We start from the raw sequence: 20,051 nt of genomic DNA on the forward strand, positions 1-20,051 counted from the left end.
GCAGTCCTTGCTGATGGCCTGTCCGGCAGGAAAGGGCGGGACACAGGAACCCCATGGGCCCGCTTGTGCTGTCAAGGCCCCGGGGAAGAGATACAAGCCGGTCCGACCGCCCCCTGCGGCGCGGCGAAGTCACGGGGCGATCTCCGCCGCCAGCTCGCGCAGGCGCGCGGGATCGGTGCCGGGACCGGGATGGAGCGTCACGGCATCGGCCGTCATGCGCACCTCGATCCCTGCTTCGGTCAGGGCCTGCCGGGCCCTGTCGAGCGTCGAGAAATCGCGCGTCTGGCGGGCCCTGACCCTCTCTTGCGTGAGGGTCTGCGCCAGCCGGGCCAGCAGATCCCCGTCGGCCTTCGGTTCGGCCCAACGCCCCATCTCCTCGCCCAGAAGGCCGAGAAGGGCCGCCGATCCGCGCAGGGCGGCACCGTCGCCTTCGCCTGCCAGCCGGTGAAGCAGGGCGATGGCGCCGGCCGTGTTGAGATCGTCGGCCAGCAGATCGACCATCTCCGGATGGGGGGGGCCTTCGGGGGCCTGACGCGCGATCTCGTGCCAGCGGAACAGGATCTCCTGCGCCTCGCGGGCCTTGGCATCGGTCCAGTCCATGGGCCTGCCGTAATGGGTGGACAGCAGGACGAAGCGGATCACCTCGCCCGGCACGCCCCGATCCAGCAGATCCCGCACCGTGAAGAAGTTGCCGAGCGATTTCGACATCTTCCGCCCGTCCACCAGCAGCATCTCGTTGTGCATCCAGAGACGGGCGAAGCCGCCCTCCGGATGGGCACAGCGGCTCTGGGCGATCTCGTTCTCATGATGCGGGAACTGGAGGTCGAGGCCGCCGCCATGGATGTCGAAGCTGTCGCCCAGAAGCGCGCGCGACATGGCGGAGCATTCGATGTGCCAGCCAGGACGGCCACGCCCCCAGGGGGACTCCCAGCCGGGCAGCGAAGGATCGGACGGCTTCCAGAGGACGAAATCGAGGGGATCCTCCTTGAAGGGGGCGACCTCGACCCGGGCCCCGGCGATCATGTCGTCCACGGAGCGGCCGGACAGGGCGCCATAGTCGCGATACGAGCGGACACGGAACAGGACATGTCCCGCCGCCTCATAGGCATGACCCCTGTCGATCAGCGTTCCGATCATGGCGATCATGGCGCCGATCCATTCGGTCGCCCGCGGCTCATGCGTGGGCCGCAGCGCCCCGAGGGCATCCATGTCCTCGTGATACCAGCGCAGCGTCTCCTCGGTGATGGCGCGGATGTCGCGGCCCGATTCCGCCGCGCGGGCGTTGATCTTGTCGTCCACGTCCGTGACGTTGCGGACATAGGTCACGTGATCCGCCCCATAGACATGGCGGAGCAGGCGGAAAAGCACGTCGAACACGACGACGGGCCGCGCATTGCCCAGATGGGCGCGGTCATAGACCGTCGGGCCGCAGACATACATGCGGACATTGCCGGGATCGATCGGCTCGAAGAGCTCCTTGCGGCGGGTCCGGGTGTTGGTCAGGCGGATCGTGGTCATGGCGCCTCGCGCGGGGGGGGGTGGCCCGCGGGCTTGTCTCGATCTCACCGGAGGAGTGCGACGATACGGCCCGCGTGACGGATGTCAGCAGGGAATGATGATGCCGCCGATGAGGATGGGGCGTCGCGTCATGCGACCGCTCTAGCAGGCCCAGCGCCGCCCGTCCAGCGGCCAGACACGCCCGGACCGGGCCGGAATGCCGATGCGGAGCCGATGGCGGATTGACTTCGGCCCGCCGCCGGCCCATGCCCGCCGCCATGCCCCTCTTGTCGCACCGCATCACCCATATCACCGAGGCCGGATCGGACGGCTGGGAGATGTTCTATCGCGCGAAGGCAATGATCGCGCAGGGAATTCCCGTGGTGGAGCTCACCATCGGGGAACATGACATCAAGACCGATCCGGCCATCCTGGACGCCATGCATGCCGCAGCGCGGGCCGGTCATACGGGCTATGCCGCCATTCCCGGAATCCCCGCCCTGCGGGCAGCAGTGGCCGAGCGGGCCGAGCGGATGACAGGCGTGCCGACACGGCCCGAAAACGTCCTCATCACGCCGGGAGGGCAGGCCGCCCTCTTCGCCGCCCATCAGCTGGTCGGCGATCCAGGGGATCCTGCGCTCTATGTCGATCCCTATTACGCAACCTATCCCGGCACGATCCGTGCCACGGGGCTGACGCCGGTGGCCGTGCGGGCCCGGGCCGAAGAGGGATTCGAACCCGGCGAGGCCGATCTTGCCGCGGCCGCCGCAGGCGGGGCGCGGTCGCTGCTGATCAACTCGCCCAACAACCCGACCGGCGTGGTCTATTCGCGCCGCACGCTCGAGGGCGTGGCGCGGGTGGCCGCGCGGCACGATCTGTGGGTGATCTCGGACGAGGTCTATGATTCGCAGATCTGGGAAGGGGAATTCCTCTCCCCCCGTGCCATGCCGGGAATGATGGAGAGGACGCTTGTCGTCGGCTCCATGTCCAAGAGCCATGCCATGACCGGAAGCCGCCTCGGCTGGGTCATCGGGCCGGAGGAGGCGATCCTCGCGCTGTGGGATCTGTCCACGGTGTCGAACTATGGCATTCCCGGTTTCATCCAGGATGCCGGGGTGTTCGCCCTCTCGCTCGGGCCCGGCTACGAGGCCCGGATCGCCGAGCCCTTCCGCCGCCGCCGCGCCATCACCCAGCGCCTGCTGGCCGGGCAGTCGGTGGTGCGGCTCGCCCCCCAGGGGGGCGGATGTATGCGATGCTGGACCTGCGCGCGACAGGGCTGAGCGGTATCGCCTTTGCCGAGCGTCTGCTCGAGGCAGAGCATGTCGCCGTCATGCCGGGCGAGAGCTTCGGCCGCGCGGCGGCCGGGCATGTCCGGGTGGCGATGACCGTTGCCGACGAGGTCTATGAGGATGCGCTGGCGCGGCTCCTTCGCCTTGCCGGACAACTGGCCGAGCAGCGGGCCGCAGCAAAAGTCGGCTGAGCCAGGATTGAGGGGCCCGGATTGAGGGTCACGGACCGGGAGGCGCCCGCAGACGCCCCCCGTCCTTGTCCGGAATGTCTCCGCGGTCTGCGGTTTCAGAAGCGGAACGAGGCGCGGATGCCTGCCGTCGTCAGACCGGCATCGACGCCCGAGACGGCAGAGCCGCCGAACTGGTCCACATCGAATTCGTGGCGGAGAAGCTGGCCGCCCACGGTGAAGCGATCCGTGACGGCATAGTCGAAGCCCGCCCCGGCATACCAGCCGTCATAGGATTCCTCGATACCGGCAGAGGTGCCGGTGCCGCTCACATCGGCACGGGCCCAGCCGGCGGTGACATAGGGCAGGACGCGCCCCCCGTCATAGCCCACCCGCGCCCCGATACGTGCCACCGAATCGAGCGTGCCGGTGACCGGCGTGGTGCCGTCGCCCAGATCAAGATCCGCCCAGTCATAAGCGGCCTCGACCCCCGCGACGATGCGGCCGAAATCCTGGTTGTAACCGGCATGCAGGCCGTAGAGTGTCCCCGAATAGGTTTCGTCGAAGCCCGATGCGTCTTCGGTCACGCCCACCTTGCCATAGGAGAGCTGCCCCCCGACATAAGCACCGGTCCAATCGGCAGAAGGGGCAACCGGGGCCACCGGAACCGGCGCCGGGACCGCGGGGGTGACAGCCGGCGGAGAGACGGGTTCGGCCAAACCGCCGGCAAAGGCGGGCACAGACAGGAGCGAGACGGCAGCAGCAGCCGCCGTGATGCGGATCGTCATGTCGACATTCCTTCTTCTTGCCGGAGGCAGGGGGCCTGAAGAGCACAACGGGCCACCTGCAACCTCGCCCCAAGCTAGGCAGTCGGGCAGGCGGTTCAATCAGTCGCACGAACTCGTGTTCGGGTCCGCGCCGGAGAGCGGAGCTCCGATGCCGTCCCTGCCGGATGACTGACGATGCCCCCGCCACGGCGGCCTGCACGCCGGTCGTGCCCGGGCAGGAGGTGGGCAGGCCGCGCAGCACCCGCACCGCCAGGAAGGCGAAGGCCTGGGCCTCGACCATGTCGCCATCCACACCCCAGGTCTCGACGGGTTCGACGGGACAGTCGAGGGCGGCGGCCAGCATCGCCATGAGGGTCCGGTTGTGGCGCCCCCGCCCCCCACCGAGGAGACGGGAAGGCGCAGCGGGCAGCATCTCCATCCCCCGCATGACGGCGGCGGCGGCACAGGCCGTCAGGGTCGCCGCGGCGTCGGCATCGGAGAGGTCGGCCACCGCCCCGGCCAGCCAGGCGAAGGCATCGCGATCAAGCGACTTGGGCGGCAGGCGGAAGAAATGCGGATTCGCCATCAGGCGTTCGACCACCGGCATGGCGACCTCTCCCTGCGCGGCCAGCGCGCCGCCGTCGTCCCGCGGAAGGCCGCGGCGACGCTGCATCAGATCGTCGATGGGCGCGTTGGCGGGACCGGTGTCGAAGGCGAGGAGCGCCCCCGCCTCTTCGGGCCGCCCGGCACGGGGATCGAGCCAGGTGAGATTGCCTACCCCCCCCAGATTGAGGACGGCAACCGGCTCTGCCTCGCCTGCCCAGCGCGCCAGCGCCCAGTGATAGAAGGGGGCAAGCGGCGCCCCCTCGCCCCCCAGACGGACATCGGCGGAGCGGAAGTCCCAGACCACGGGCAGGCCGAGCCGTTCGGCCAGTCGCGCGCCATCGCCCGCCTGATGGGTGCCCCGTCCCCGCGGCTCATGCGCGAGGGTCTGGCCGTGAAAGCCGACGATCTCGGCCCCCGGGATGGTGGAGAGAAGTTCGGCATGGGCGTCCTCGACGATCCGGGCCGCGGCTTCGACCGCCTCTCCCGCCCAGTGGCCGAGCGCCGCACGCAGCACGCTGCGTTCGGCGTCCGAATAGGGGCGATAGGCGGCGGGACCGAAGCCCTCGATCCGCTCGCCATCGGTGAGGAGAAGGGCCGCATCCACCCCATCGAGCGAGGTGCCCGACATCGCCCCGAGCGCGCGCATCGCGGTCATCTTCCCCTTCCCGGCCTGCATCCCTATGACGATGCCCCGACACCCCCGAAGGGAGCAAGGCCATGACCCGCACGCAGCCCAGGTCCGATTTCCTGCAGGTGATGCTGGAGCGGGGCTATTACGCCGACTGCACGAATCTGGAGGGGCTCGATGCGGCCCTCTGCGCAGGCCCGGTGCCGGCCTATATCGGCTATGACGCAACCGCCGCCTCGCTGCATGTGGGGCATCTGCTCAACATCATGATGCTGCGCTGGCTCCAGAAGACGGGGCACAGGCCGATCACCCTGATGGGGGGCGGCACGACCAAGGTCGGCGATCCCTCCTTCCGCTCCGAGGAACGGCCGCTGCTGACGCCAGAGCAGATCGACGCCAACATCGCCGGCATGAAGGGGGTCTTCGCGCGCTACCTGTCCTATGGCGAAGGGCCGACGGATGCGCTGATGCTCAACAACGCCGAATGGCTCGACGGGCTCAACTATCTCGACTTCCTGCGCGATGTGGGGCGGCATTTCAGCGTCAACCGGATGCTGTCCTTCGAGAGCGTGAAGACGCGGCTCGATCGCGAGCAGTCCCTCTCCTTCCTCGAGTTCAACTATATGATCCTGCAGGCCTATGACTTCGTCGAACTGCATCGGCGCCATGGTTGCCTGCTGCAGATGGGCGGCTCCGACCAGTGGGGCAACATCGTCTCGGGGATCGATCTTGCGCGGCGCGTGGACGGGGTGGAGCTCTACGGTCTGACCTCGCCGCTGCTGACCACCTCGGATGGGCGCAAGATGGGCAAGAGCGCCTCCGGCGCCGTGTGGCTGTCTGCGGCGATGCTCTCGCCCTATGGATTCTGGCAGTTCTGGCGCAACACCACGGATGCGGATGTGGGGCGCTTCCTCAAGCTCTATACCGAGCTGCCGGTCGCCGAATGCGAAAGGCTGGGTGCGCTGGGCGGCTCCGAGATCAACGCCGCCAAGATCATCCTGGCCAACGAGGTGACGGCGCTGCTTCACGGGCGCGAAGCCGCCCAAGCGGCCGAACGCACCGCGCGCGAGGTGTTCGAGGCCGGCGGCGTGGGCGAAGAGCTGCCCACGATCATCGTCACCGCGGAACAGGCAGCCGCGGGCATCGCCAATACCGCGCTGTTCGTGCAGGCCGGCCTGGCCGCAAGCGGCAAGGAGGCGCGCCGTCTCCTTGCCGAAGGCGCGGCACGAATCAACGATATCGTCGTGACCGAACCGCGGCTGATGACGGTCGAGGAACTGCGCGGCGGGCTGAAGCTCTCGGCCGGGCGCAAGCGGCACGCCCTGGTTCGGCTGGAATGACGGCCGTGGCGGACCGGTTCCCCAGCAACCGGATCCTGCCACAACCCGGCAAGCACAGGCGCCCTGCCGGTCTGGCATGGCGCGGGCAGACGGGCTAAGCCGCGTGACGACAGCAGGCCGGGAGGCGCCCTTGCCCCAGACTCTGATCGAACGCTGCGAAGCCCAGGGAATGCGGCTGACAGGTCAGCGCCGCATCATCGCCCGCGTCATCGAGGAGGCCGTGGACCACCCCGATGTCGAGGAGCTGCACGCCCGCGCCTCGCGCGTGGATCCGGGCATCTCGATCGCCACCGTCTATCGCACCGTGAAGCTCTTCGAGGAGGCGGGCCTGCTCGAACGGCACGAGTTCCGGGGCGAGGGTCTGTCCGGACGCGCCCGCTATGAGGATGCCGACCGCGATCATCACGACCATCTCATCGATGTCGCCACCGGCGAGGTCATCGAATTCGTGGATCCCGAGATCGAAGCGCTGCAAGAGCGCATCGCGGAACGGCTGGGCTATCGCCTCGTGGGGCACCGGCTGGAGCTTTACGGCGTGAAGGCCGATCGACAGGCCGACCCATGACCCCCAACCAGCGCGGCATCCTTCTGATGACGCTCGGCATGGGCGCCTTCGCCGTCGAGGACGCCTTCATCAAGGCCGCCACCACACGGCTTGTGCCGGGACAGATCCTGATGATGCTCGGCCTTGCGGGGGCGATCGTCTTCGGTCTGGCGGCCCGCCGACGCGGACGGCGGATCTGGTCGCGCGAGGCGCTGCACTGGGCGGTCATGGGGCGCAATGCCGCAGAGATGATCGGCAGCGCGGCCTATGTCCTTGCTCTGGCCCTCGTGCCCCCTGACGCTGGTGACAGCCGTGTTCCAGGCGATCCCCCTGGCGGTGACGATGGGTGCGGCGCTGTTCCTGGGCGAATCCGTGGGCTGGCGACGCTGGGCGGCGATCCTTGTCGGCCTTGCGGGCGTGCTGATCATCATCCGGCCCGGCGCGGAAGGGTTCGAGCCGGCCTCGCTCCTGGCGCTGGTCTCGGTCGTCGGTCTGGGCGCGCGCGACCTGTTCACGCGACGCATCCCGCAGGATCTCGACACGATGCAGTTGAGCGCCTGGGGATTCGTGGCCGTGGCGCTGATCGGGACGGTCCAGCTCCTGTCCACGGGCGGGGCGCTGATTCCGCAAGGGGCGGAATGGTGGTTCCTCGGCGGCGCCCTGGGGGCCGGCCTGGCCGCCTACTGGTGGCTGACCGAGGCCACGCGGGTGGGCGAACTGTCCGTCATCATGCCCTTCCGCTATACTCGGCTGCTGTTCGCCCTGGTCATCGGGACGCTGGCCTTTGGCGAAAGACCGGATGCCTGGACGATCGTCGGTTCGGCCCTCGTCGTGGCCAGCGGCATCTACACGGTCCTGCGGGAGCGGGCCCGGGCCCGAGCCGCAAGGCGCGCAGCCCTTCCCGACGCGCCCCCGGCGCGCTAAGGGGCGGAAACGATCACAGACAGCGGAGCCCGGCCCATGAGCACGATCATCGACATCCACGCGCGCGAGATCCTCGACAGCCGCGGCAATCCGACGGTCGAGGTGGATGTGACGCTCGAGGACGGCACGCTCGGCCGTGCGGCGGTTCCGTCGGGAGCCTCCACCGGGGCGCATGAGGCGGTCGAGAAGCGCGACGGCGACAAGAGCCGCTACAAGGGCAAGGGCGTCCTCGAGGCCGTCGCCGCCGTGAACGGCGAGATCGCCGAGGCGGTCCATGGCATGGATGCGACCGAGCAGGCCGGCATTGACGGCCTTCTGATCGAACTGGACGGAACGCCCAACAAGGGCCGTCTGGGCGCCAATGCCATCCTGGGGGTCAGCCTGGCCGTCGCCAAGGCTGCCGCACAATGGACCCAGCAACCCCTCTATCGTTATGTCGGGGGAACGGCGGCGCGGGTGCTGCCGGTGCCGATGATGAACATCGTCAATGGCGGCCAGCATGCCGACAACCCCATCGATATCCAAGAATTCATGATCATGCCCGTGGGCGCCGCCACGCTGCGCGACGCGGTGCGCTGGGGATCGGAGATCTTCCACACGCTCAAGGCCGAGCTGCATGGCGCCGGCCTGGCCACCGGTGTCGGCGATGAGGGCGGCTTTGCCCCGAACCTCTCGAGCACGCGCGAGGCTCTCGACTACATCATGCGATCGATCGAGAAGGCCGGCTACCGCCCCGGCGAGGATGTGATGCTCGCACTCGACTGCGCGGCGACGGAATATTTCCGCGATGGACGCTATGTCCTCGAGGGAGAGGGGAAATCCCTGACATCCGAGGAGAATGTCCGCTATCTCGAAGGTCTGGTGGCCGACTATCCCATCCTGTCGATCGAGGATGGCTGCGCCGAGGACGACTGGGACGGATGGGCCATGCTGACAGAGGCGCTGGGCGGGCGGGTCCAGCTTGTGGGGGATGACCTGTTCGTCACCAATCCCGCCCGGCTGCGCGACGGCATCCAGCGTGGCGTGGCCAATTCGCTGCTCGTGAAGGTCAACCAGATCGGCACGCTGACCGAAACGCTCCGCGCCGTCGAGATGGCCCATCGGGCGCGCTACAGCTGTGTCATGTCCCACCGCTCGGGCGAGACGGAGGATGCGACCATCGCCGATCTCGCCGTGGCGACCAATTGCGGGCAGATCAAGACCGGATCCCTCTCGCGCTCGGACCGGCTGGCGAAATACAATCAGCTGATCCGCATCGAGGAGATGCTGGGCGAGACGGCCGAATATGCCGGCCGTTCAGTCCTCCGGTAAGGGCGGGGCGCGATGCGGGCCAGGGGGCCGATCCGGCTCCATACGCGGGCGGAATTCGCCGCCCGCCTGCTGCGTTTCGTCCTCGTGGCTCTCGCCTTCCTCGGTCTGTCGCTCGGGCTCGGGGTGCTGGGCTACCGGAGCCTGGCCGGGCTGTCCTGGGTGGATGCGCTGTTCAACGCCACGATGATCCTGACGGGCATGGGGCCGGCCGCCGAGATGCCGGACGACCGGGCCAAGCTGTTTGCCGCAGCCTATGCCATCTTCGGCGGCGCCGTCTATCCGGCGGTCACCGCGATCATCCTCTATCCGCTCGTCCACCGGATGATGGCGGTGCTGCACATCCAGGCGCAGGGGAGTAACGACCCATGACCGAGGCGGACCGGATCGCGGAGCGGCTGGGGCTCGTGCCGCATCCCGAGGGCGGGCGCTACCGGCAGACCTGGATCGCCGACGCTGCGCCCGGCGAGAGGCCGGCAGGGACCGCGATCCTGTTCCTTCTTGCCCGCGAAGAGCGGAGCCACTGGCACCGGGTGGATGCGGCCGAGATCTGGCATTTCCACGCCGGCGCCCCCCTGCTGCTGTCGATCGCGCAAACCGCGGCAGGGCCGGCACAAATGCTGCGCCTCGGCCCCGACGTGCTGGGCGGCGACAGGCCGCAGGCGATCGTACCCCCCGGCTGGTGGCAAAGCGCCCGAACGACAGGCGAATGGACGCTTGTCGGCTGCACCGTCTCCCCCGGCTTCCGCTTCGAGGGCTTCGATCTGGCGCCGCCGGATTTCGACATCCCGCTTGCCGGATGACGACCGCCGACCGGGAACTGGACGTGCGCGGGCTGCAATGCCCCCTGCCCGTCCTGCGCGCGCGCAAGATTCTGCTGTCCATGCGCGCAGGCGAGGTTCTGTGCGTGCTGGCCGATGATCCGATGGCCGCGATCGACCTGCCCCATTTCTGCCATGAGAACGGGCATCTTCACCTTGGACTGACGCATCTGGACGGAGCGCAACTGCACCGGATCCGCCGGGGACCGGACCGAACGTGAAAAACGTGAAAGGGGCGCCCCGTGGCGCCCCTTCTGTTACCGTCGGTTCCTGCACCTGTCCGGTCCGTGCCTGTTCCGGATCAGATGCCCATCGACCACCAACCACGCTTCTTGGGCCTGGGCGCCTCTGCCGCAGCCGGTGCGGCAGCCGCTTCCGGGGGCAGCCGTCGCGGCATCGGAAGGCAGGGGCGTGCCCGCCGCCGGGACGGAGCCGGCGCCGGAGGCGGCCGGCCGGACATCAGCCGCGGAAGCCGGCTCAAGGGCAGTGGCAGGAAGGCCATCTCCCTCCACCGGCCCGGCTGCCGGGACCGCGAGAGGTGCATCTGCCGGGACCTGGGCCGGGCTTGCAGCGCTCCGGCCGCGCCGGGGCCGCTTCGGGGCTGCCGCTTTGGGGGCGGCCTTGGCTGCGGCTTCGGGTTCGGGGAGCGCCGCTGCCGCGCCTTCCGTCACCGCAGCCGGCACGGCGGACTTGCGGCTGCGACGCCTTGGCGTGGCCTGAGGCTGAGGCTCCTCCGAAGCCGTCGGGGCCGGGGACACCTCTTCCGGCGACGGAGAGTCGGCGGCGCGGCGGCGGACGCGGGTCCGGCGGCGGGGCTCCTCCTCGGCTGCAGGTCCGGCCAGAGGCGCCTCGGGCGGAGCGGGCTCGGCGACAGGGAGCGGCTCCTCTTGCCGGACCGCATGCGTCTCGGGCTCGCTGTCGGGCGCGGCCGCCACTTCCGCTGCAGCGTCCTCGGCCGTCTCCTCGTCCTCCTGGTCGGTCTGATCATTGAGAGCCATCGCCTCGGGCGACGCTTCGCCCTTCTCGCCCCGGCGGCGGCGGCGGCGGCGGCGCTTCTTGCGCGGGCGGTCCTCCTCGGAAGCCGCTTCGGGCGCAGGGGTCTCCTCGATGCGCTCCTCGACGCTCTCGCCCGCGGCTTCGGAGGCGGCCTCCTCCTCGGGCTGCTCGACATCCTCCGGCATCAGGGCGGGGGTCCCGGCCAGAACGATGGGACGGCTGTCCGGCACGGCACGGGTCGGAGTCTTGAACTTCTCGATGGAGAAATCCGGCGAGACCAGCCGCACATCGGCCTCGATCCGGACCGCCATGCCATAGCGGCGCTCGATGCCGGCGACATGCTCCCGCTTCTGGTTCATCAGATAGTTGACGATCCCCACCGGGGCGCGGACCAGCACTTCCTTGCTCCGCCCACGGACACCTTCCTCCTCGAGCTGACGAAGGATCGAGAGGGCAACGCTCTCGTCCGAGCGCAGCAGCCCCGTGCCATGGCAATGCGGGCAGGGCTGGGTCGTGGCCTCGAGCATGCCGGGGCGAAGCCTCTGGCGGCTCATCTCCAGCAGGCCAAAGCCCGAGATGCGTCCCACCTGGATGCGTGCCCGATCATCCTTGAGGCGCTCCTTCAGACGCTTCTCGACCGCGGCATTGTTGCGCCGCTCCTCCATGTCGATGAAGTCCACGACGATCAGCCCCGCAAGGTCGCGCAAGCGGAGCTGGCGGGCGATCTCGTCGGCGGCCTCGAGATTGGTCTTGAGGGCGGTCTGCTCGATCGAGCCTTCCTTGGTGGCGCGGCCCGAGTTGACGTCGATGGCGACCAGCGCCTCGGTGACGCCGATCACGATGTAGCCGCCCGAAGGCAGCTGCACCACCGGATTGAACATCGAGGCGAGGAAGGATTCGACCTGATACCGCGCAAACAGGGGCAGCGGATCGCGGTAATGGATCACGTCCTGCACATGCGCAGGCATGATCATCTTCATGAAGTCGCGCGCGTTGCGATAGCCTTCCTCGCCCTCGACGATGATCTCTTCGATGTCGCTGGAATAGAGATCGCGGATGGCGCGCTTGATGATGTCGCCCTCCTCGTAGATCTTGGCCGGCGCAATGGACCGCAGCGTGAGCTCGCGGATCTGTTCCCACAGGCGCTGGAGATACTCGTAGTCCCTCTTGATCTCGGCCTTCGTGCGCTGGGCGCCGGCGGTCCGGATGATGAGGCCCGCCCCCTGCGGGACCTGGAGTTCGGCCGCGATCTCCTTGAGCTTCTTGCGGTCCTGCGGATTGGTGATCTTGCGCGAGATGCCGCCCCCGCGCGCCGTATTGGGCATGAGCACGCAGTAACGGCCGGCCAGCGAAAGATAGGTGGTCAGGGCTGCGCCCTTGTTGCCGCGCTCTTCCTTGACGACCTGGACCAGCATGATCTGCCGGACCTTGATCACCTCCTGGATCTTGTAGCGCCGCATCCGCGCAAGCTTGCGGGCCGGACGCATCGAAAGGGGATCGTCTTCCTCGGCGACCGTCTCGATCGTGTCGTCCTTCTCGACCGTCTCGATCGCCCCGTCGTCATCGGCCCCGTTGCCGGCACCGTCCTCGGGCGCCGCAACTGGCGCTTCGCGAACAGTGAGCATCGGCGAGAGACCCTCGGCCGCATCGCCCTCCTCCCGATCCGCCGCGGCATCGCTGCCCTCGGCTGACTCCTCCGACTCGATCCCGGCGGTCTCGACGGCATCCTTCCCCGGCACGGGCGAGGGGTCTTGCGCGGCGGCGGCCCCCGTCCTCAGGCGATCCTGCCGCTCCGTTCTCGTCATCCTCTTCACGGCTGGCCTGCGCCAGGGCCTGTTCCTCGGCCAGAAGGGCCTGCCGGTCGGCCACGGGGATCTGGTAATAGTCCGGGTGGATCTCGCTGAAGGCGAGGAAGCCGTGGCGATTGCCACCATAATCGACGAAGCAGGCCTGGAGCGACGGCTCGACCCGCGTCACCTTGGCAAGATAGATGTTTCCGGCAATCTGGCGCCTGCTTGCGCTTTCGAAATCGAAAGCCTCGACCTTGTTGCCGTCCACCACGACGACCCGGGTCTCCTCCGGATGCGTGGCGTCGATGAGCATCTTTTTGGGCATGTATCCTTGCACGCCGATCCCCGCCCCGACCCGGACAGGGGCGGCCGCAGGGCGGTGTGTCCTTGATGGGCGAGGCGGCGCGCGGATGACGACATACGGCCCTCTGAAGGCCGACATCCATCCCATTGCTCACGCGCGCACGGCATCGCGGGTTCGATCCTCGACGCGCCGGGCAGAACCCGTCGCGCCTGTTCAAATCCCCGGGCACGGCCGGAAACCGTCACGCGCCGAGGAGTCCGTCAGCCCCTGGGGGCCAGTCCAACCCGCACGACCCGCCGGTCACGGGGACCGTTCGTGCGGGGCGGCGGAAATCCCTCCGGATCCCGGCAAGACGCGCGGACCCGTTGCCCTCCTTCATAGCGAAGGGGGACAACCGAAGACAATGGCCGATTTCCTCCGCCGCCGGATCAGAGATAGTCCTGCCGGGACAGGTTGTACTTGGCCATCTTCTCGTTGAGCGTCCGCCGAGGCAGGCAGAGCTCCTCCATCACCGCGATGATGGAGCCCTTGTGCCGGCGCATGGTGTTGTCGATGAGCATCCGCTCGAAGGCCTCGACAAACTCCTTGAGGGGTTTGCCTTCGGTCGTCATGGCGGGCTTGCCCCCCTCGTCGCTCTCGGCCATCAGCAGCGAGGCGATGGTGCCGGTCCCCCGGCGGTTCTGGAGCACCGCCCGTTCGGCCACATTGATGAGCTGGCGAACATTGCCGGGCCAGGGCGCCTGGAGAAGCTGGGCTGCCTCCTGCGCGGTAACCTGAGGCGCCTCGCAGCCGTATTCCTCAGCGAACTGCTCGCTCAGGCGGGTGAAGAGCGTCAGGATGTCCTCGCCTCTCGCCCGCAGGGGGGGCACGGTGATCCTGAGCGCGGCAAGACGATAGAAGAGATCGGGCCGCAGGACGGATTCGCAGGTCTTGCCCTGTTCCTGAAGGTTGCAGATGGCGACGATCCGCGTCTCGGCCGGTGTGCCCTGCTCGTTGATGGCGGTCAGGAGCCGGGCCTGCATGGCCGGCGAGAGGGCCTCGATATCCTCGAGCACCAGCGTGCCGCCGCGCGCCTCCTCCATGGCCGGCAGAGGATCGTCCTCTCCGGCGGGGCCGAAGAGGCGGCGCCCCAGGGCCTCATCGTCGAAGGCAGAACAGGCCACCAGCACGAAGCGGCGGCTGGCCCGGCTGCCCACGGCATGCAGGGCATGGGCGACCAGCGTCTTGCCGGTGCCGGTCTCGCCCTCGATCAGCACATGGCCATCGGCCTGACCGAGATCGAGGATATCCTCGCGCAGGCGCTCCATGACGGGGCTCGAGCCGATCAGCTTGCGCATGATGGCCCCGGGATCCGACAGTTCGCGGCGCAGGGCACGGGCATCGAGGGCAAAGCGGCGGGCCTGCGTCGCCTTCTTGGCCATCTCGGTCATCCGCTCGGGATTGAAGGGCTTCTCGAGGAAGTCGAAGGCCCCGATCCGCATCGCCTCGACCGCCATCGGCACATCGCCGTGGCCGGTGATCATGATGACGGGAAGCGTGGAATCGAGGCTCTTGACCTTGCGGAGAAGCTGCATCCCGTCCATGCCGGGCATCTTCACATCCGCAACCAGGATTCCGGGATAGTCGGCGCCGATGACCTTGAGCGCATCCTCGGCACTGGCGAAGGTTTCGGTGTCGAAGCCGGACAGCGCGAGCCATTGGCTGATGGACTGGCGCATGTCCTTCTCGTCATCGACAATGGCGATCTTCATGGCCTTCGACATTGGGGGATCGTCCTCCCTCTATTCGGCGGCGGCAGTGGCAGCGGCATCGAGGGCCGGCAGCACGACCTCGAACACGGCCCCGCCATCAGGCCCGTTCCGGGCCGTCAGCCGTCCACCAAAGTCGCTGACGATGCCCGAAGAGATGGCAAGGCCGAGGCCCACACCCTCGCCCGGCTGCTTGGTGGTGTAGAACGGTTCGAACAGGGCGTCCAGATCCTCGATGCCGGGACCATTGTCCCGCACGGTCAGGCTCACGGTCTGACCTGCCGCAAGCAGGATGTCCACGGCCGGATCGGGCCGGTCACGGGTTGCATCGATCGCGTTCCGTAACAGATTGATGATCACCTGTTCGAAGCGGAGCCGGTCGCCCAGCACCATCGCAGGCCTGTCAGGCAGCGTGCGGGTAATCGCCACCTTCCGCGACTTGAGCTGCGGCTCCATCATCGCCAGAGCCTGGGAGAGGGCATCCCGGACATCGAAGGGCTCGAAGGCCTCGGCCCCCTTGCGGGCATAGGACTTCAGCTGGCGCGTGATCGCGCTCATGCGGTCGATCAGATCGTCGATGCGCTGGAACGAGGCGAGAGCCTCCTCGGGGCGCTTGCGCTGGATCAGCAGGCGTCCGCCCGCCAGATAGGTCTTCATCGCGGCGAGCGGCTGGTTGAGCTCGTGACTGACGGCGGCCGACATCTCGCCCAGAACGGCAAGCTTGGAGGACTGCGCCAGCGTCTGTTCGGCAACCTCCAGCGTCTTTTCCATCCTCTCCCGTTCCGCGATCTCGCGCTGGAGACGGGCATTGAGCTGGCGCAGCTCGGCGCTTTCGCGCAGGCTGAGCCCGAGGGCAGAGGCCGTGCGGCGCGAGGACAGCCAGAAGGCCAATGCCAGCAGGATCGCAAAGCCCATGATCTCGAGCGCGAGGATGCCGTTCACCCGCTCCCGCACGCTCTGATAGGTGGTAAAGCCGATCAGCTTCCATCCCTGGAAGGGAACGCGCAATTCGCGCCGCATCACCGCCTCGCCCGAGACATACGCATCGGGAGGCAATGTCGCCCAGTCCTGCGTGGCACGCAGCGCCTTCTCGACGGCGGTCTGGGCGCCGGTGGCCATCAGGGCCTCTGGCTCGGTCAGGCCGCGCCATCGCCGTTCGGTCGCCAGGATGATGGTCCCGCTGCTGTCGGTGACCATGACCTGATCCTGCGTCCCCGCCCAGGACCGCTCCAGCTTGGCCAGATCCACCTTGACCGCGATCACGCCCAGAAGCTCGCCGGCATTGTCCACCCGGCGCGAATAGATGAACTCGTAGCCTCCGGTTTCGGCCGGGAGGCTCGTGAACACGGTCGTGCCGGACCGCAGCGCACTGGTGAAATAGGGGCGGTCGCGATGCTGTTCCCCGATGCGTGTCCGTTCCGTGGCCGCCACGATGCGCCCGTCACGGTCGAACAGCAGGATCGAATGCGCCCCGATCTCGTCCACGAGGGTCATCAGACGGATCGAGGAGCGGGAATAATCCCCCGTCTGCAGGGCCGCGATCAGTTCGGGGTCGCGGACAAGGAGCTGCGGGACGATCGAGTTGCGCTGCAGCTCGGAGACGAGATTGCCCATGTAGAGCGTGTAACGGACCTCGGCCCGGTTGCGCACCGTCTCGGTGAAGCGCTGGGTGAGGAACTGGTTCGTCACCCAGACGATGGCCACCGCCAGCAGGCACACCAGGCCCAGCGCCACCCTGCCCCACCAGGGAAAGCCCGTTTGCGGCACGGTTTCCTCGCTTGCGCTCATGGCGCCTCTCTACGTCGCAGGGGGCCCATCCGGCAAGAAAAGCCGTGTCAGGCCGCCGCGAGTGCCGCAGTCAACCCGCGGAAAAGCGCCTGCCCGTCCGTGTTGCCGAGGGCAGGATCGGCTGCCCGTTCAGGATGCGGCATGAGCCCGAGGACGCGGCGATTGGCCGACAGGATGCCCGCGATGCCGCGTGCCGAACCGTTGACCTCCTCGGCATAGCGGAAGGCGATGCGCCCCTCTCCCTCCAGCCGGTCGAGCGTTCGGCATCGGCAAAGTAGTTCCCGTCATGATGGGCCACGGGCAGGCGGATCCTCTGCTGCCGTGCATAACCGCGGGTGAAGTCGCTCTCGCCCTCGACCGTGAGGGAAACGGTCCGGCAGACGAAGCGGAGCCCCGCATTGCGCATCAGGGCGCCGGGCAGAAGCCCCATCTCGAGCAGGATCTGGAAGCCGTTGCAGACACCGAGGACATAGCCCCCCCGCTCGGCATGGCGCCGCACCGCCGCGGCAATCGGCGAACGGGCCGCGATGGCCCCGCAGCGCAGATAGTCGCCAAAGGAGAAGCCGCCCGGAACGGCGACCAGATCGGTCCCCTCCGGCAGGCGATCCTCCCGATGCCAGACCATCGCGACATCGGCCCCCGCGGCACGCAGCGCAACGGCCATGTCGCGGTCGCAGTTGGAGCCCGGAAAGACGGTGACGGCAGCCTTCATGGCCCAGCCCCCCAGAGGTTCGATGCCTCATAGGCGGGCCCTCTTCGCCCCGTCAAGGCAGAGGCGTCCGGCGGCGAAATGCCGCGAGCCGCGCCATGGCACGATTCCGTCTCATCCATGCCGTTTTTGTGCTGCAGCCTGCACAGGTCAGCCGGACAGGCTGATTCGTCGGGCGCCCAAGGGCCCGGCCTTTGCAAGGAGAACCAGGGCCAGACCCACAGATCACGGAGAGGTAGACATGGCAGAGCTCTCGCTCTGGGCGCGCGGCGTCAGCGGCAAGGGAAAGAAGCACGAGATCGACATCGAGCCGACAGGCCGGACCCCGGTGACGCAACTGACCTTCGTCGCCTGGGGCCCGTCAGGCGATCTCCAGCTCGACATGCCGAAGGACGGGGTCGATCCCAACACGCGGGTCGTCATTGATGGCCGCACATATGATTTCCGTGTCGATCTCTTCGGAACCCTGCCACAAGACCGGAAATTCGCCGACATCGCCGGAGAGGATCTCCGCGACAGGGCCGTGGCGGTCATCGAGGCCGGCGGACGCCGTTATGTCTTTCTGACCGACGGACACACGGATGCCGCAGTCATGCAGGCCCTCCCCTCGGGCAGGACCCGGATCCGGCCGGCGCATGGACATGAACCGATCCTGATCTGCTTTCTGGAAGGGACACGCATCGCCACCCCCGCGGGGCCCGTGCCGGTCGAGGATCTCGCTGTCGGAGATCCCGTCACCACATGGGATGGCCGCGCGAAACCTCTGCGCTGGATCGGCCGGCGCCTCGTGACCGCCGAGGAGGTCGCCCGTCACCCGGAACTGCGCCCGGTCGTGATTCCCCGCGACCTGTTCGGACCGGGCAGGCCCTGCCGCGATCTGGCCGTCTCGCCCCAGCACCGCATCGTCGTCGAGGGATGGCGGACGGAGCTGCTGTTCGGCTGGCCGCAGGTCCTCGCCCCGGCCTGCCACTTCCTGGGGCATGGAGCCAGACGCGCCGAAGGCGACGGCCCCTTCCGCTACTATCATCTCCTGTTTGACGATCACGAGATCGTCCTGTCCGAGTCGCTGCCGACCGAGAGTTTCCAGCCCGGCATCCGGGGGCTCGAAGCGATCGGGACCGAAGCGCGCAACGAACTGTTCCGCCTCTTTCCAGCCCTGCAGCGGGATGGAACATGGCGACGCGACGCCCTGCCATCCCTTCGGCGGCACCAGACACAACTGCTTCTTCTTGCCAGCACAAGGCTGGCCGCCTGAGCAACCGATCCGTCAAGGCCTGCAACGCCCGGCCTTTCGATCCAAGGCGCAGGCGCGAGGTCTCAGGCGATCTCGATTCGGTAGCTCTCGATCACGGTATTGGCGAGGAGACGCTCGCACATCGCGCGGATCGACTCCTCGGCCGCAGCGCGGTCCTGTGCGGCAAGATCGAGCTCGATCACGCGCCCCTGACGCACGCCCTCCACCCCTTCGAAGCCCAGCGAATGCAGCGCCCGCCGCACCGCTTCTCCCTGAGGGTCGAGCACGCCAGGCTTGAGCATGACGGTGACGGTCGCCTTCATCGGGGGCCTCAGTTGATGAGCGTGGGCTTGAGCCGGTGCGTGATGTTCGAGGGCAGCACGCCGAGCCGCCGCGCCACCTCCGTATAGGCTTCGGTCAGGGAACCGAGATCGCGCCGGAAGACATCCTTATCGAGCTTGCGGCCGGTTTCGATGTCCCACAGACGGCAGGAATCGGGGCTGATCTCGTCGGCGACGACCAGCGTCGGATAATCCTGTTCGTCCCAGATGCGCCCGACCTCGATCTTGAAATCGACCAGCTTGATGCCGACGCCGTGGAAGACCCCGGACAGGAAGTCGTTCACGCGCAGGGCAAGGGCCACGATATCGTCCAGATCCTGCTGAGAGGCCCAGCCGAAGGCCGTGATGTATTCCTCGGGAACCAGCGGATCGCCCAACCGGTCATCCTTGTAGCAGAACTCCACGATGGCCCGCGGAAGGGGCGCCCCTTCCTCGAGACCGAGTCGGGCCGCCATGCTGCCGGCTGCAAAATTGCGCACGATCACCTCGAGCGGAATCATCTCGACCTGACGGACAAGCTGCTCGCGCATGTTGAGGCGGCGGATGAAATGCGTCGGAACCCCGATCTGGTTGAGCCCCTGCATGAAGAATTCCGACAGGCGGTTGTTGAGGACACCCTTGCCCTCGAACACCTCCTTCTTCTGCCCGTTGCCGGCGGTGGCCTCGTCCTTGAAATACTGGATGAGGGTTCCCGGCTCAGGGCCTTCGTAGAGGATCTTCGCCTTGCCTTCGTAAAGCTTCTTGCGACGCGCCATGAGGTCTCCCCGGGCCGGAGAGCCCGCAAATAGGGTTGGCTGCTCCATAAGCCAAGCCCCCCTTGCGGGCAAGCGGCCCCATCGGCATATCGATCCTGTGGGGAGTGCGGGCCGACGCCCGCGACAGGCGAAAGGATCAGCCGATGGCCACCACCTTCGACGACCGCGAGAAGGCCTTCGAGGCCAAGTTCGCCCACGATGCCGAGATGCAGTTCAAGGCCGAAGCCCGCCGCAACCGGCTGCTCGGCCTTTGGGCCGCCGGGCTGCTGGGACTGGATGAGGCTGCGGCGCAGGACTATGCCCGGGACGTGATCCGCTCCGATTTCCAGGAAGCGGGCGATCAGGACGTGTTCCGCAAGATCCGGTCCGATCTGCCCGCCACGGTGAGCGACGCCGAGATCCGCGAGAAGATGGCTGCCCTACTGGCCGAGGCCAAGTCGCAGATCCTGACCGAACTGGGCATCTGACCACCGGCACCCGCCTTGCACCCGCGCC

The 20,051-nt window shown here is 67.9% G+C and carries 15 protein-coding genes and 4 pseudogenes; 10 read left to right on the forward strand and 9 right to left on the reverse strand.

Annotated elements, in window-relative coordinates:
- Window positions 1-129 precede the first annotated feature (129 nt).
- Window positions 130-1,518, reverse strand: coding sequence for a cysteine--tRNA ligase (gene cysS / locus RUTHE_RS05625; RefSeq protein WP_021097354.1), 1,389 nt, complete (start codon window positions 1,516-1,518; stop codon window positions 130-132).
- 257 nt (window positions 1,519-1,775) lie between these two features.
- Here cysS and RUTHE_RS05630 point away from each other — a divergent pair.
- A pseudogene (locus RUTHE_RS05630) lies at window positions 1,776-2,977 on the forward strand (pyridoxal phosphate-dependent aminotransferase).
- Window positions 2,978-3,072: 95 nt separating this feature from the next.
- On the opposite strand, the gene RUTHE_RS05635 reads toward RUTHE_RS05630, so the two are convergent.
- On the reverse strand, window positions 3,073-3,741 hold the full coding sequence (locus RUTHE_RS05635) for an outer membrane protein (protein ID WP_021097357.1): 669 nt from the start codon (window positions 3,739-3,741) through the stop codon (window positions 3,073-3,075).
- Window positions 3,742-3,913: 172 nt separating this feature from the next.
- Window positions 3,914-4,972: pseudogene (locus tag RUTHE_RS15950) on the reverse strand (anhydro-N-acetylmuramic acid kinase); the annotation flags it as partial.
- A 71-nt stretch (window positions 4,973-5,043) separates the two neighbouring features.
- Here RUTHE_RS15950 and tyrS point away from each other — a divergent pair.
- From tyrS to RUTHE_RS05675, 7 genes are all read left to right on the forward strand, one after another.
- Window positions 5,044-6,294: a tyrosine--tRNA ligase gene (gene tyrS, locus RUTHE_RS05645; protein ID WP_021097359.1), complete on the forward strand. Its 1,251-nt coding sequence runs from the start codon at window positions 5,044-5,046 to the stop codon at window positions 6,292-6,294.
- Window positions 6,295-6,463: 169 nt separating this feature from the next.
- A complete protein-coding gene (locus RUTHE_RS05650; protein WP_051150413.1) occupies window positions 6,464-6,859 on the forward strand; it encodes a Fur family transcriptional regulator in 396 nt (131 codons plus the stop codon).
- A 252-nt stretch (window positions 6,860-7,111) separates the two neighbouring features.
- On the forward strand, window positions 7,112-7,762 hold the full coding sequence (locus RUTHE_RS05655; protein WP_342662207.1) for a DMT family transporter: 651 nt from the start codon (window positions 7,112-7,114) through the stop codon (window positions 7,760-7,762).
- A 36-nt stretch (window positions 7,763-7,798) separates the two neighbouring features.
- Window positions 7,799-9,073, forward strand: a complete 1,275-nt coding sequence (gene eno / locus RUTHE_RS05660) for a phosphopyruvate hydratase (protein WP_021097362.1) — start codon at window positions 7,799-7,801, stop codon at window positions 9,071-9,073.
- Between the two features lie 12 nt (window positions 9,074-9,085).
- On the forward strand, window positions 9,086-9,442 hold the full coding sequence (locus RUTHE_RS05665) for a hypothetical protein (RefSeq protein WP_021097363.1): 357 nt from the start codon (window positions 9,086-9,088) through the stop codon (window positions 9,440-9,442).
- Window positions 9,439-9,873 carry a cupin domain-containing protein gene (locus RUTHE_RS05670; protein ID WP_021097364.1) on the forward strand — a complete coding sequence of 145 codons (435 nt, stop codon included), beginning with the start codon at window positions 9,439-9,441 and terminating at the stop codon, window positions 9,871-9,873. Before RUTHE_RS05665 ends, RUTHE_RS05670 begins: the two co-directional genes overlap by 4 nt.
- Window positions 9,870-10,112, forward strand: a complete 243-nt coding sequence (locus RUTHE_RS05675) for a sulfurtransferase TusA family protein (protein WP_021097365.1) — start codon at window positions 9,870-9,872, stop codon at window positions 10,110-10,112. The genes RUTHE_RS05670 and RUTHE_RS05675 overlap by 4 nt, the downstream gene beginning before the upstream one ends.
- Before the next feature lie 36 nt (window positions 10,113-10,148).
- On the opposite strand, the pseudogene RUTHE_RS05680 reads toward RUTHE_RS05675, so the two are convergent.
- The 4 genes and pseudogenes from RUTHE_RS05680 to purQ all read right to left on the reverse strand — a co-directional run bounded on the left by RUTHE_RS05680 (window position 10,149) and on the right by purQ (window position 17,229).
- Window positions 10,149-13,002 (reverse strand): annotated as a pseudogene (locus tag RUTHE_RS05680) (Rne/Rng family ribonuclease).
- A gap of 407 nt (window positions 13,003-13,409) precedes the next feature.
- Window positions 13,410-14,744, reverse strand: coding sequence for a sigma-54-dependent transcriptional regulator (locus tag RUTHE_RS05685; protein WP_021097367.1), 1,335 nt, complete (start codon window positions 14,742-14,744; stop codon window positions 13,410-13,412).
- An 18-nt stretch (window positions 14,745-14,762) separates the two neighbouring features.
- Entirely contained in the window at window positions 14,763-16,517 is a 1,755-nt protein-coding gene (locus tag RUTHE_RS05690; RefSeq protein ID WP_021097368.1) for a sensor histidine kinase, read from the reverse strand.
- A 47-nt stretch (window positions 16,518-16,564) separates the two neighbouring features.
- Window positions 16,565-17,229 (reverse strand): annotated as a pseudogene (purQ, locus tag RUTHE_RS05695) (phosphoribosylformylglycinamidine synthase subunit PurQ).
- A gap of 238 nt (window positions 17,230-17,467) precedes the next feature.
- Here purQ and RUTHE_RS15360 point away from each other — a divergent pair.
- Window positions 17,468-18,481 (forward strand): Hint domain-containing protein, encoded by a 1,014-nt coding sequence (locus tag RUTHE_RS15360; protein ID WP_021097370.1) that lies wholly within the window; start codon window positions 17,468-17,470, stop codon window positions 18,479-18,481.
- 62 nt (window positions 18,482-18,543) lie between these two features.
- Here the strand turns inward: RUTHE_RS15360 and purS are convergent, their stop codons facing one another.
- Window positions 18,544-18,783: a phosphoribosylformylglycinamidine synthase subunit PurS gene (gene purS / locus RUTHE_RS05705; RefSeq protein ID WP_021097371.1), complete on the reverse strand. Its 240-nt coding sequence runs from the start codon at window positions 18,781-18,783 to the stop codon at window positions 18,544-18,546.
- An 8-nt stretch (window positions 18,784-18,791) separates the two neighbouring features.
- Window positions 18,792-19,556 (reverse strand): phosphoribosylaminoimidazolesuccinocarboxamide synthase, encoded by a 765-nt coding sequence (gene purC, locus RUTHE_RS05710; RefSeq protein WP_021097372.1) that lies wholly within the window; start codon window positions 19,554-19,556, stop codon window positions 18,792-18,794.
- 143 nt (window positions 19,557-19,699) lie between these two features.
- Between purC and RUTHE_RS05715 the strand changes: the two genes are divergently transcribed.
- Window positions 19,700-20,023 carry a DUF1476 domain-containing protein gene (locus tag RUTHE_RS05715; RefSeq protein WP_021097373.1) on the forward strand — a complete coding sequence of 108 codons (324 nt, stop codon included), beginning with the start codon at window positions 19,700-19,702 and terminating at the stop codon, window positions 20,021-20,023.
- The last annotated feature ends 28 nt before the right edge of the window (window positions 20,024-20,051 follow it).

The organism is Rubellimicrobium thermophilum DSM 16684 (genome assembly GCF_000442315.1).
GTDB classification, from domain to species: domain Bacteria; phylum Pseudomonadota; class Alphaproteobacteria; order Rhodobacterales; family Rhodobacteraceae; genus Rubellimicrobium; species Rubellimicrobium thermophilum.